15 protein-coding genes are annotated in these 12,248 nt (G+C 66.8%); 10 read left to right on the forward strand and 5 right to left on the reverse strand.

Annotated features, from left to right (window positions below; translation table 11 throughout):
* The first annotated feature begins 2 nt into the window (after window positions 1–2).
* The 5 genes from ribH (at window position 3) to TSH20_RS09955 (ending at window position 5,219) form a co-directional block, all read left to right on the forward strand.
* On the forward strand, window positions 3–467 hold the full coding sequence (ribH, locus tag TSH20_RS09935; protein ID WP_109074562.1) for a 6,7-dimethyl-8-ribityllumazine synthase: 465 nt from the start codon (window positions 3–5) through the stop codon (window positions 465–467).
* Between the two features lie 35 nt (window positions 468–502).
* Window positions 503–1,093 (forward strand): transcription antitermination factor NusB, encoded by a 591-nt coding sequence (gene nusB / locus TSH20_RS09940; protein WP_085088878.1) that lies wholly within the window; start codon window positions 503–505, stop codon window positions 1,091–1,093.
* Between the two features lie 239 nt (window positions 1,094–1,332).
* Entirely contained in the window at window positions 1,333–2,325 is a 993-nt protein-coding gene (thiL, locus tag TSH20_RS09945; RefSeq protein ID WP_109074563.1) for a thiamine-phosphate kinase, read from the forward strand.
* Window positions 2,326–2,416: 91 nt separating this feature from the next.
* The gene (locus tag TSH20_RS09950; protein ID WP_109074564.1) at window positions 2,417–2,872 is read left to right on the forward strand and encodes a hypothetical protein; all 456 of its coding nucleotides are present in this window, start codon (window positions 2,417–2,419) and stop codon (window positions 2,870–2,872) included.
* Window positions 2,873–3,116: 244 nt separating this feature from the next.
* Complete coding sequence (locus TSH20_RS09955; RefSeq protein ID WP_109074565.1) at window positions 3,117–5,219, forward strand: sodium-translocating pyrophosphatase; 2,103 nt, start codon at window positions 3,117–3,119, stop codon at window positions 5,217–5,219.
* 46 nt (window positions 5,220–5,265) lie between these two features.
* On the opposite strand, the gene nrdR is transcribed toward TSH20_RS09955, so the two are convergent.
* From nrdR to rpiB, 3 genes are all read right to left on the reverse strand, one after another.
* A complete protein-coding gene (gene nrdR / locus TSH20_RS09960; protein WP_014247245.1) occupies window positions 5,266–5,733 on the reverse strand; it encodes a transcriptional regulator NrdR in 468 nt (155 codons plus the stop codon).
* 20 nt (window positions 5,734–5,753) lie between these two features.
* Window positions 5,754–7,055: a serine hydroxymethyltransferase gene (gene glyA / locus TSH20_RS09965; RefSeq protein WP_109074566.1), complete on the reverse strand. Its 1,302-nt coding sequence runs from the start codon at window positions 7,053–7,055 to the stop codon at window positions 5,754–5,756.
* Window positions 7,056–7,204: 149 nt separating this feature from the next.
* On the reverse strand, window positions 7,205–7,642 hold the full coding sequence (gene rpiB / locus TSH20_RS09970) for a ribose 5-phosphate isomerase B (protein ID WP_109074567.1): 438 nt from the start codon (window positions 7,640–7,642) through the stop codon (window positions 7,205–7,207).
* Between the two features lie 569 nt (window positions 7,643–8,211).
* Between rpiB and TSH20_RS09975 the strand changes: the two genes are divergently transcribed.
* The gene (locus TSH20_RS09975; RefSeq protein ID WP_042701716.1) at window positions 8,212–8,655 is read left to right on the forward strand and encodes a MucR family transcriptional regulator; all 444 of its coding nucleotides are present in this window, start codon (window positions 8,212–8,214) and stop codon (window positions 8,653–8,655) included.
* Between the two features lie 209 nt (window positions 8,656–8,864).
* Here TSH20_RS09975 and TSH20_RS09980 read toward each other — a convergent pair whose 3' ends face one another.
* The gene (locus TSH20_RS09980) at window positions 8,865–9,347 is read right to left on the reverse strand and encodes a hypothetical protein (RefSeq protein ID WP_247871282.1); all 483 of its coding nucleotides are present in this window, start codon (window positions 9,345–9,347) and stop codon (window positions 8,865–8,867) included.
* Window positions 9,348–9,751: 404 nt separating this feature from the next.
* Window positions 9,752–10,006: a hypothetical protein gene (locus tag TSH20_RS09985; RefSeq protein WP_109074569.1), complete on the reverse strand. Its 255-nt coding sequence runs from the start codon at window positions 10,004–10,006 to the stop codon at window positions 9,752–9,754.
* Window positions 10,007–10,145: 139 nt separating this feature from the next.
* Between TSH20_RS09985 and TSH20_RS09990 the strand changes: the two genes are divergently transcribed.
* The 4 genes from TSH20_RS09990 to TSH20_RS10005 all read left to right on the forward strand — a co-directional run bounded on the left by TSH20_RS09990 (window position 10,146) and on the right by TSH20_RS10005 (window position 12,132).
* Window positions 10,146–10,658, forward strand: a complete 513-nt coding sequence (locus TSH20_RS09990) for a ferritin-like domain-containing protein (protein ID WP_109074570.1) — start codon at window positions 10,146–10,148, stop codon at window positions 10,656–10,658.
* A gap of 114 nt (window positions 10,659–10,772) precedes the next feature.
* Window positions 10,773–11,192 carry a hypothetical protein gene (locus TSH20_RS09995; protein WP_109074571.1) on the forward strand — a complete coding sequence of 140 codons (420 nt, stop codon included), beginning with the start codon at window positions 10,773–10,775 and terminating at the stop codon, window positions 11,190–11,192.
* Window positions 11,193–11,231: 39 nt separating this feature from the next.
* On the forward strand, window positions 11,232–11,642 hold the full coding sequence (locus TSH20_RS10000; RefSeq protein WP_109074572.1) for a hypothetical protein: 411 nt from the start codon (window positions 11,232–11,234) through the stop codon (window positions 11,640–11,642).
* Between the two features lie 13 nt (window positions 11,643–11,655).
* Window positions 11,656–12,132 carry a GNAT family N-acetyltransferase gene (locus tag TSH20_RS10005; protein WP_109074573.1) on the forward strand — a complete coding sequence of 159 codons (477 nt, stop codon included), beginning with the start codon at window positions 11,656–11,658 and terminating at the stop codon, window positions 12,130–12,132.
* The last annotated feature ends 116 nt before the right edge of the window (window positions 12,133–12,248 follow it).

Below are 12,248 nucleotides of genomic sequence, written 5' to 3' on the forward strand. Positions count from 1 at the left end.
GGATGACCGACACGCCCCACATCATGGTCGTGGACGCCCGCGTCCACGAGGACATCGCCGATGAACTGGCGCGTGGCGCCGTCGCGGAACTGGACCGCGCCGGCGCCACGCACATCCGCTATGGCGTGCCCGGCTGTCTCGAGCTTCCGGCGGCGATCATGTACGCCATCCGCTCCATGGATTTCTTCACCGCCCGCAAGCGCTTCGACGGCTATGTCGCGCTGGGCTGCGTCATCCGGGGCGAGACGACGCGATACGAAACGATCTGTACCGAAAGCGCCCGCGGCTTGCAGGATCTGGCGCTGCGTTACAGTCTGGCGGTCGGAAACGGCATCCTGACGGTGGAAAACCGCGAGCAGGCCTGGGCGCGGGCCAATGTCGGATCGGTCAATACGGGCGGCCGTGCCGCGCGGGCCTGTCTTGACATGATTGACCTGAAGCGCAAATTCCGCCTCTATCCGCGCTGACCCCGACATCTCCTCTCTTTTAGCGACTGCAGATCATGAGCAACGACGACGCGGGCAGCCCCGTGACACCCGATCACGCCCCCAAGGGCGGCGACTCCAAGGGCAAATCGAAGTCCCGCAAGAACAAGACCGGCGGCGGCTCCGCCAAGGCGCGCCGCAAGGCCGCCCGTCTGGCCGCGGCCCAGGCGCTGTACCAGATCGATCTGGCCCAGGCCCCGGTCGAGAATGTCGTCGGCGAGTTCGTCGCCCACCGGCTGGGCGAGGAGATCGATGGCGACAAGTTCGTCGCCGGCGATCCGCAGCTGTTCGCCGACATCGTCCGCGGCGTCGTCCACCGCCGGGCCGAGGTCGACGGGGTGCTGGGCGCCGCGCTCGACCCGCGCTTCCCGCTCGACCGGCTGGAACTGCTGCTGCGCGCCATCCTGCGCGCCGGCGCCTATGAGATCGCGGTCCATATGGACACCCACCCGCGTATCCTCATCAGCGAGTATGTCGACGTCGCCCGCGCCTTCTTCTCCGGCCGCGAGCCGGCGATGGTGAACGGCGTGCTCGACCACGTCGCCCGCGCGCTCCGCGCCGACGACCTCGCCAAGCCCGACCCCGGCCGTAGCGCGGGCGAGGAGTAAAAAATGCCCTTCCCCCCGCACTTCCGCCTCTCCCCCCCGGGGAGAGGTCGGACGGCGATAGCCGTCCGGGTGAGGGGGGCGGACCCTCGCCCGCTTGCGGGAGAGGGTGGCTGCGCCAGCAGCCGGGTGAGGGAACGGGCGTTTGCCGACTTGTGGTCTCCCGATGACTCCACGCTTTGCATCCCCCTCACCCTGACCCTCTCCCCGGGGGGGAGAGGGGATTTCGACCGTCTCGGACAATGACCAATCCCCACCTCGGCGAGTTCGGTCGCATCGCCCGCTTCTTCAAACCGCTGGCCGCCGGGTTTTCCGGCGCCCGTGGGCTGCGGGACGATGCCGCCGTGTTCGGGGTGCCGGAGGGGCGGGAACTGGTCGTCACCACCGACGCCATGGTGGCCGGGGTGCATTTCTTCCCCGACGACGCGCCGGCCGACATCGCGGCCAAGCTGATGCGCAGCAACCTGTCCGACCTCGCCGCCATGGGGGCGGAGCCGCTGGCCTACACGCTGGTGACCGCCCTGCCCCGCGGCCTGGACGAATCCTGGCTGGAGGCCTTCGCCGCCGGCCTGGGCGAGGACCAGCGGCAGTTCGGCATCGCGCTGGCCGGCGGCGATTCGGTGTCCACCAGCGGTCCGATCACCCTGTCGGTGACCGCTTTCGGGCTGGTCCCCACCGGCCGCGCCCTGCCGCGCTGGGGCGGACAGCCGGGCGACCGCGTCTTCGTCACCGGCAGCATCGGCGATGCCGCCCTGGGGCTGGAGATCGCCTATGGCCGCCTCGACGTCCCGGACGAGGAAACCCGCGCCCATCTGCTGCGCCGGATGCGCCGGCCGGACCCGCGCATGAGCGTCGGGCCACGGCTGATCGGGCTGGCCGGCGGTGCGATGGACGTGTCGGACGGTCTGGTCGCCGATCTCGGCCATCTCTGCGAAGAATCCGGCTGCGCCGCTCTGCTGCGGGCCGATGCGGTGCCGCTGTCGGATGCGGCGCGCGGCGCCATCGACGGCGATCCGGTCCGGCTGGCGCTCGCCATCACCGGCGGCGACGATTACGAGCTTCTGTTCACCGCTCCGCCCTCGGCCCGCGACGCCTTGGCGGCCCTGGCGGCCGAGTGTGGCGTTGCGATCACCGAAATCGGTGAATTCCGCCCCGGCACGCCGGGCGAGGTCGCCGTGCTGGATGCCTCCGGCGCGCCCCTGCCGCTGGCCCGGCGGGGCTGGGACCATTTCTGACCCGCCGCATCAGATTTCTTGCATTTAAGACAATCGAAAGCATCCCCGGCGCAGGGTTCGGCGAACTTTCGTCTGCGTAAGGTGTGCTGCCGTGGTCAAGGCCCTGATCGTGCTCGTGCTCGGCATCGTGTTGCTGGGCGGCGCCAGCTTCGGCGGCTGGTTCGTCTATCAGAAATACTTCACACCGCATCCGGAAGAGCCGAAGAAGGTGGAGCCGCCGCCGAAGCCTCCCACCGCCTTCGTCCGCTTGCCCCCCCTGGTGGTGCCGATGATCGGCCCGTCCCGAGTCGAGCAGTTCGTCACCGTCGTGGTCGCGGTTGAGGTGATTCTGGAACAGCAGCCCATGGTCCAGGCCAACCAGCCGCGCCTGACCGATGCATTCCTGACCGCGCTCTACGGCGGCGTTGCCGACAAGTCGATCCTGAATGGTGCTTTGGTCAATATTCCTGCCGTAAAGGCGAAATTGAAGGAGGCCGCCATCAAAGTGGTTGGCAAGGACGCAGTCTATGACGTGCTGGTTCAGGCGGTTACGCAACGCAATCTCTGACCGCACTGCACAACACCCGCGATTTGCACCCATTTTGCGGTGCAGAATCCCTGCACTACCCATAAAGGTCAGGATCACCCTCGGCCATTTCGCCGCGTTGCGTCGCCCCGTGCGGCGGTTGCAAAGCGGCGGGACCGGGCGCATGCTTTTCCCGATAATACTTGCGCCCGACTTCTCCCCCACTTGAATGCGTGGTGGGACCAGCCTTTCCGGGGCGCGTCCTTAAAAGCAATCGGGGGATGCGATGGCTCTAGCGTTCATCGTCATCATCGCCGCCGGCCTGCTCGCGCTGGCCTACGGTTTTCGTACCGGAAAAGAAGTCATGGCCGCGTCGCCGGGGTCCGACCGGATGCAGGCCATCGCCGCCGCGGTGCAGGAAGGGGCGCGCGCCTACCTGAACCGCCAATACACCACCATCGCCATCGCCGGCGTCGTCCTGCTGCTGATCCTGTGGGTCACGCTGGGCTTTCCGGTGGCCCTGGGCTTTCTGATCGGCGCCGTCCTGTCGGGCAGCGCCGGCTATATCGGCATGAACGTGTCGGTCCGCGCCAATGTCCGTACGGCGGAGGCAGCAACCAACGGGCTGGCTCCCGCGCTCGACATCGCCTTCAAGTCGGGGGCGATCACCGGCATGCTGGTGGTCGGGCTGGGGATCCTGGGGGTCGGCGGCTATTTCGGCATCCTGACGCTGGTCTACCACGTCAACGACCCGGTCGAGGTCCGCACCGTGCTGGAGGCGCTGGTGGCGCTCAGCTTCGGCGCGTCGCTGATCTCCATCTTCGCCCGGCTGGGCGGCGGCATCTTCACCAAGGGCGCCGACGTCGGCGCCGATCTGGTCGGCAAGGTGGAGGCCGGCATCCCGGAGGACGACCCGCGCAACCCGGCGGTCATCGCGGACAATGTCGGCGACAATGTCGGCGACTGTGCCGGTATGGCCGCCGACCTGTTCGAAACCTACGCCGTCACCATCGTCGCCACCATGCTGTTGGCGGCGATTTTCTTTACCGGCGGCGTGTTGCGGCTGATGCTGGTCTATCCGCTGCTGATCGGCGCCGTGTGCATCCTGGCCTCGGTCGCCGGCACCTTCGCGGTGAAGCTCGGCGCCGACAACGCAATCATGAAGGCGCTCTATAAGGGGTTGGCCGTTGCGGCGGGCCTGTCGCTGGTGCTGATCCTGATCGTCACCGCGATCCTGTTCGGCTTCACCCGCGCCATCCCGATGACGGACGGCACGGTGATCACCGGCTTCAACCTGTTCGTCTCGGCCCTGGTCGGGCTGGGCGTCACCGGCTTGCTGGTCTGGATCACCGAGTTCTACACCTCGACCGCTTTCCGCCCGGTGCGCAGCGTCGCCAAGGCGTCTGAGACCGGGCACGGCACCAACGTCATCCAGGGCCTTGCCGTCTCGATGGAATCGACCGCCCTGCCGGTGATCGTCATTTGCGCCGGCATCCTGATCGCCCACGGACAGGCCGGCGTCTTCGGCATCGGCATCGCCGCGACGACGATGCTGGCGCTGGCCGGCATGGTGGTGGCGCTCGACGCCTATGGGCCGGTCACCGACAATGCCGGCGGCATCGCCGAGATGTCGGACATGCCCGCCAACATCCGCGTCACCACCGACGCGCTGGACGCCGTCGGCAACACCACCAAGGCGGTGACCAAGGGCTACGCCATCGGCTCCGCCGGTCTGGCCGCCCTGGTTCTGTTCGCCGCCTATGTCCAGGACCTCGGCCATTACTTCCCGAACATCCCGGTCGAGTTCCGGCTGAACGACCCCTATGTCGTCGTCGGGCTGCTGGTGGGCGGCCTGCTGCCCTACCTGTTCGGTGCCATGGGCATGACCGCCGTCGGCCGCGCCGCCGGATCGGTGGTGGTGGAGGTGCGGCGCCAGTTCCGCGACATCCCCGGCATCATGGAGGGCACCGCCAAGCCCGACTACGGCCGGGCGGTCGACATGCTGACCCGCGCGGCGATCAAGGAGATGGTGATCCCCTCGCTGCTGCCGGTGCTGGCCCCGGTTGTGCTCTATGTGGTGATCGCCGCCATCGGCGGTCAGGCGGCCGGCTTCGCATCGCTGGGCGCCATGCTGCTTGGCACCATCGTCACCGGCATCTTCGTCGCCATTTCGATGACGTCGGGCGGCGGCGCCTGGGACAACGCCAAGAAATACATCGAGGAGGGCAACCACGGCGGCAAAGGCTCCGACGCCCACAAGGCGGCGGTGACCGGCGATACCGTCGGCGACCCCTACAAGGACACCGCCGGCCCGGCGGTGAACCCGATGATCAAGATCACCAACATCGTGGCGATCCTGCTGCTGGCCATCCTGGCGCAGTTCAGCTGAAGGGTCGGTGCGGGGCAGGACAACCACCTGCCCCGCACCGGAACACTCACATTCCCGGCGACGCTTCCGGAGCCAACTGCTCGACGAACTCGTTGAAGTCGGACGCTTCGCGGAAGTCCTTGTAGACCGAGGCGTAGCGGATGTACGCCACCTGATCCATCGTCTGCAGCGCCTCCATGATCTTCTCGCCGATCTGCTTCGACGGGATTTCGCTCTCACCGGAGGATTCCAGCTGGCGGACCATGCTGTTCACCACCCGGTCGATGCGGTCGGCGTCGATCGGGCGCTTGCGCAGCGCGATCTTCATCGACCGCAGCAGCTTTTCGCGGTCGAAGGGCTCGCGCTGGCCGTTGCTCTTCACCACCGTCAGCTCGCGCAGCTGGACGCGTTCGAAGGTGGTGAAGCGGGCGCTGCAACTGGGACAGAAGCGCCGCCGGCGGATTGCCGAGTTGTCTTCGGTCGGGCGCGAGTCCTTGACCTGGGTATCCTCGTTTCCGCAGAACGGGCAGCGCATCTGTCGATCACCTTATCGGATCAGAGGGTCGGATAAATCGGGAACTGACGGCACAGGCCGCGCACCCGCTCGCGCATCGCGGCCTCGACCGCCGTGTTGTCGCCGGAGTTGCTGGCGGCCAGCCCGTCCAGCGTCTCGACGATCATCTCGCCGACCTGTTTGAATTCGGCGGTGCCGAAGCCGCGGGTGGTCGCCGCCGGGCTGCCCAGACGGACGCCGGAGGTGATCATCGGCTTCTGCGGGTCGAACGGCACGCCGTTCTTGTTGCAGGTCATGCCGGCATGCTCCAGGCTGGCTTCCGCCGCCTTGCCGGTCAGGTTCTTCGGACGCAGGTCGACCAGCACGATGTGGCTGTCGGTGCCGCCCGACACGATGTCCAGCCCGCCGCCGATCAGCGTCTTGGCCAGCACCTGGGCGTTGTCGACCACCGCCTGGGCGTAGGTCTTGAACTCCGGACGCAGCGCCTCGGCGAAGGCCACCGCCTTGGCGGCGATGACATGCATCAGCGGGCCGCCCTGCAGGCCGGGGAAGACCGCCGAGTTGATCTTCTTGGCGATCTCTTCGCTGTTGGTCATCACCATGCCGCCGCGCGGGCCGCGCAGGGTCTTGTGGGTGGTGGTGGTGGCCACGTCGGCATAGGGGAACGGGTTCGGATAGACGCCGCCGGCGATCAGGCCGGCATAGTGGGCGATGTCCACCATCAGGTAGGCGCCGACCTCGTCCGCGATGGCGCGGAAGCGCTGGTAGTCGAGGACGCGCGGATAGGCCGAGCCGCCGGCGATGATCAGCTTCGGCTTGTGCTCGCGGGCCAGCGCCTCGACCTGATCGAAGTCGATCAGGTGGTCGTCCTTGCGAACGCCGTACTGCACGGCCTTGAACCACTTGCCCGACATGTTGGGGGCGGCGCCGTGGGTCAGGTGGCCGCCGGCGGCGAGCGACATGCCGAGAACGCAGTCGCCCGGCTGCAGCAGGGCCAGCATCACCGCCTGGTTGGCCTGGGAGCCGGAGTTCGGCTGCACGTTGGCGAAATCGCAGCCGAACAGCTTGCACGCGCGCTCGATCGCCAGGTTCTCGGCGATGTCGACGAACTCGCAGCCGCCGTAGTAACGCTTGCCCGGATAGCCTTCGGCATACTTGTTGGTCAGGACCGAACCCTGCGCCTCCAGCACCGCCTGCGAGACGATGTTCTCGGACGCGATCAGTTCGATCTGCTCCTGCTGGCGGACCAGCTCGTCGCGCACCGCGCGGGCCAGTTCGGGATCGGTCTCGGCGAGCGAGGCGGCGAAGAAGCGGCCGATCTCGGCGGTGTTGCTGCTGGTCATGGCGGAAGGTTCCTCGATCGAAGGGCGCGAAGCCGGCCGGACGCCCGGTCCGGCGGCTTCCGTTGGGTCTTTCCGGGTTCTGTCGCGTCCCGGTTGCGGGCCTTGGCGGCCAAATAACGGGCCAGGAAAAGGCGGCGCGACAGGCGCGCTCAGCCCATCTTGGCGATGCGGCGGCTGTGACGCTCCCCGCCCTCGAAAGCGGTCTTCAGGAAGACGTCGACGCAATCCTTGGCGATCTCCGGGCCGATGACGCGGGCGCCGAGCGCGATCACGTTGGCGTCGTTGTGTTCGCGCGACAGGCGTGCGGTGGTCACGTCATGGACCAGGGCGGCGCGGATGCCGGGATGGCGGTTGGCGGCGATGCTGATGCCGATGCCGCTGCCGCAGATCAGCACGCCGCGCTGTGCCCGGCCGTCGGTGACGGCGGCGGCGAGCGCCGCGGCGAAATCCGGGTAGTCGACCGAGGCCGGCCCGTCGGTACCGAGGTCGAGGACGGTGAAGCCGGCGTCCTCGAGCTGCCGGGCGATCTGGGCCTTCAGCTCATAGCCGGCGTGATCGGAAGCGAGTGCCACGGTGCGGACGGTCATGACGGCAAAAACTCCGGTGCGTGCGGTAGCGGATGCACAAACGACGACAGCGCCGGCAATGCGGCGAAAGACGCCCGCACCCTACCAGATGTCGGTGCAGACCGCCACTGCCACACCATGACGTGGATGCATAGCTAAGCTCGGGGCCAAACCCGGCCGGCCCCGACCGCGACCGGAGACACCGGGATGCGGGCCGCTTTTCGCGGCTCCCCGTCCACACCGAACCATCGCACCCCGTCACCGCGAAGGTGTAGAGACGGTTTTCACCTCTGCGTTGCCGAGAAGCCGAAACAAGGGAGTTAGCCGATTCGTTATAGGAGCGGGAAGATGCCCAATTGCCGCTGCGGACTCGGCGGAAAATCGCAAGCCTGCGCTTACTAGACCGCCGCTAAAGCTGCGGCACAGCCACAACCGCGCAACGATATTCAGCGAAGGCTGATTTGCACCTCGCTCCTTTGTTCTGGCAGCCAAGAGCAACTAATTTGGAGCTTGCCGAAATTATATTGACACCCAAATCACGGTATGCAACTTGGTTCGTACGGACAAATGAAAAACCAGGACACAGTGCAATGAGCGACCAGCTTCGCGCCGATGTACCGGACAATGCGCTGCTGCGGATGACCGCCGACATCGTATCGGCGTATGTCAGCAAGAACGTGTTGCCTGCTCAGCAAATCCCCGATGTGATCAATACGGTCTACTCGTCGCTGACTGGCCTGAATGGTCAGCCTCGCGAGGTCGCGGCGGAACCGCTGAAGCCTGCCGTTCCGATTCGCAAGTCGGTGACGCCCGAATACATCGTCTGCCTGGAAGACGGGAAGAAGCTGAAGATGCTGAAGCGGCACCTTCGCTCGACCTACAACATGTCGCCGGACGAGTATCGCTCCCGTTGGGGACTTCCGCCCGACTATCCGATGGTCGCGCCGAACTATGCGGCGCAGCGTTCGGAATTCGCCAAGCGCATCGGCCTCGGCCGCAGCTCCGGCCGCCAGACCCGCCGCAAGGCCGGTTGATCGTGTAAAGTCCGTATGCAACCCGGGCCGGTCCCATGGGATGCGGCCCGTGTGCATGTCAGAACGATGGCAAAGCGGTCGGATTGACGGCGAAGCCATCGGATTGGTTGAAGACGCGAGCCAGCCACCCCCGCCAGCTGCGGCGGACCAATCGCCGCCGGCATCTCAACCGCCCCGGCGCACCCCGCCAGCCTCCCGGTTTGCCAATCTCAGTTGGCGCAGCCCTTCCGGCCCGACAGGCGGCAGTTGAACCGGTCGACATTGCGGCTCAGTTCCCGCCCGGTCGCCACATTCTCTTCGTTCAGGCAGGTCAGGTAGGCCATCGACTTGTCGACATATTCCTTCACCTCGCCCTGACAGGACGACATCTTGTCGGCGCTGAGGAAGGTGGACTGGTCGTCCATGCACAGCGGCACGCCCGGCTTCAGACAGCCCGCCGCCGGGGTGGTGGGCTGGGGCGCCGTCGATGCCGCTCCGCCAGCCTGAGTGCCCGGTGACGGCGCAGCGGGCGCGGCAGACCGGCTGCCATGATCCTGCGTCCCATGGCCCGGCTTCTGCGAGGTCGCGGCGCTTGCCGTCCGCGCCGTGCTCAGCACCGGCAGGGCCGCCGCCAGGGCGGTTGCCGTCAAGACCGCCGACATCACCGACACGCGCAGGAAAGCCGTCACACGAACCGCCCTCACACCAACCATTGCCTCGATCCTCTGGTGTTTCGTTCCTCTGTGCGAAAGCCGGCCGGACAACGGCCGGGCCCATTCTTCGCTTAGCCGCCCCGACGGCACGGGAGAAGGGCCCTTTCTATGCGCCATTCGTTCAGAGATGCGCGGTTCTACAAGCGTTACACCCCCTGCGCCAGTGCCAACGGGCAGGCATAGGTCTACTGTCTGGGTCGAGCGGTTCGCTCTACGACCGGCGATCCGGATTGGGACCATGTCCCATGCGGGGTTGCCGGCGGAGGCATGCCGGCGCTCACCATCAGCAAAAGCCAGACTTCGATACGCGCCGCCCGGCCCCGTCCGGCGGCGCGTTTTCTTTGGCAGGCCCCCGCAGGCGGTCAAAAGCGCTCGGCCAAAAGCAGCCGGCCAACAACAGCCGATCAGTAAAGGCCGCCACGCCCCTTCGGCGCCGGCTTTCCCGGTCCCCCGGGAGAACCTCCGTTGTCCGCATTCTTGTTCTGGACGAAGCGCAGCTTGTTGATCGCCGTCCGTTTCAGCAGCTCCTGGCTGCCGGTCGCCGGGCCGGCCACCGTTACCTCGACGCCCGTCTTCGCGTCGATGGCGGTGACCCTCAGATAGCTGCCGACCCGCTGGAATTCGAACAGCACCTCGCCGTCGCCGCCCGCTGCCGTCATGATCCGTCCCCTCCCCTATCCGAAGGCCGATCCCCGTTCGAGATCGCAACGCCCGGTGACCGCCGCTGTTGTTCCCGCTGCCATTCGGCGCGCAGGAGCCCCGCTCCGCCAATACCCACAGCGAGGAAGGACCATCATAATGGCCGCCAAGACGATGCAGGACCTGCTGATCGAGGATCTTCGCGACATCTACCACGCCGAGAAGCAGATCGCGAAGGCCCTGCCCAAGATGGCCAGGGCCGCCAGCTCCGACCAGCTGCGCAAAGCCTTCGAGACCCATCTGGAACAGACCAACGGCCAGATCGAACGGCTGCAGCAGGTGTTCGAGGAAATGGACACCCGCCCCCGCGGCAAGCATTGCGACGCGATGGAAGGGCTGATCAGCGAGGCGCAGGAAATCCTCGAAATGGGTCTGGCGCCGGAGGTTCAGGACGCCGCCCTGATCGCCGCCGCCCAGAAGGTGGAGCATTACGAGATCGCCAGCTACGGCACGCTCCACGCCTATGCCACCGCCTGCGGCCTCGACAAGGTCGCCAAGCTGCTGGACGAGACGCTGCAGGAGGAAAAAGACACCGACTCGCTGCTGAACAAGCTGGCCATCGGCGACGTCAACAAGAAGGCGATCGCGGCCAGCGGCAAGAAGGCCGCCTGATTCCAGCCAGACCGTGACCAATCGCCCCTGGGTCGGCAAAAGACCCGGGCGGCGGTTGCAACCGCCGCGTCGGACCGGTAGAATCCAGCCTTCCGGTCCTTCGCGGTGTTTGTCATGCGCGGCTTTCTGCCTGCCCTCTGCCTTGCCCTGTTCCTGACCTTGCCGTCGGCGCTGCCGGCCGCCGCGAACGAAGGGGCGGCGGGCGCCCTGCCCCCGTCCGTGCGGATCAAGCCGCTGATGGTCCCGGTGGTGAATGCCGGCCGGATCGAGAAATACACCCAGGTCGAAGTGAATCTGGAAATCGGCGACGCGCTGAAGCTGGGCGAGGTGCAGTTGAGCATCCCCCGCCTGCACGACGCCATCCTGACCGCCATCTACAGGGGCGTGGACGAGGGATGGATCGTCCGCGGCAACATCGCGAACGTCCCAGCCCTGCGCCGCCGGATCGACGAATCGGTCGTCGCCATGTTCGGCAAGGACGTGGTCAGCCGCATCCTGATCACGCCCATCGCACGCCAATCGTCGCTGCAATAACGCAACTCCAACAGCCTGTGCCGGGAGGATCGAGTCGTCATGCCCGTCGTCTATGTCGCGCGCAGCGCCGCCCTGACCAAATGGGCGTCCGACGTCGGACAGGGTAAGCACATCTACAAGCTGGGCGTCGCGGAGGACGAGGCCGCGGTGAAGGCCGCCGTCGCCGCCGGCTGGGGTGGCGAAACCGACTGGAAGCTGGTCCAGTCCCAACAGGTCGAGGATCTGGACGAGGACAGCGCGCTGGCCCGGCTCGGCCGGCGCGAGAAGGTGATCGACCCCACCTATTACCCGCGCCTGAAGGGGGCGGCCGGCGTCTACCGCATCACCCTGACCAATGTGCAGAACAGCCTGCTGGTCGCCAAGGCGATGACCGCCGACGAGCCGCTGACCGAGGTCAAGGTCAAGCCCAAGGACATCGCCGACTACATGATCCGCAACGCGATCGCCTGAGCGGCCCGCCGGAATGTCCGCTCCGCCGATCCGCCGCGTCGCCTTCGACGCCCTGTCGCTGACCGACCTGCACGACATGCTGGCCCTGCGCAGCCGCGTGTTCGTGGTCGAGCAGTCGTCCCCCTATCCCGACATCGACGGCCGCGACCCCGAGGCGCTTCACCTGATCGCGGCGGACGGCAGCGGCGCCATCGTCGGCTGTGCCCGCTGCCTTGGCCCAGACCGCAAGGTCCCCGGTTCGGAAGGTCCGGATGCGACGGTCTCCTTCGGCCGGCTGGCGGTGGACCGGTCGCAACGCTCCACCGGGCTGGGGCGGGCGTTGATCGCGGAGTCGTTGGCGGTTCTGGCGGAACGCTGGCCCGACCGCGACGTGCTGATCGGCGCACAGCTTTATCTGGAGCGCTTTTACGGCAGCTTCGGTTTTGTCCGGGTCACCGAGCCCTATGACGATTTCGGCATTCCCCACATCGACATGCGGCTTCGTCGCTGACCGCCGAAGCGGCCCTCCGATTTCCATAGGTTGGTGCGTCACCCTGCCGCATGCGCGCCAAGGCAATGATGGCGCGCAGACCAGTTACTGCCGGTAGAACAACGTCAGACCGTTAA

Source organism: Azospirillum sp. TSH20, from assembly GCF_003115935.1.
Taxonomy (GTDB): Bacteria; Pseudomonadota; Alphaproteobacteria; order Azospirillales; family Azospirillaceae; genus Azospirillum.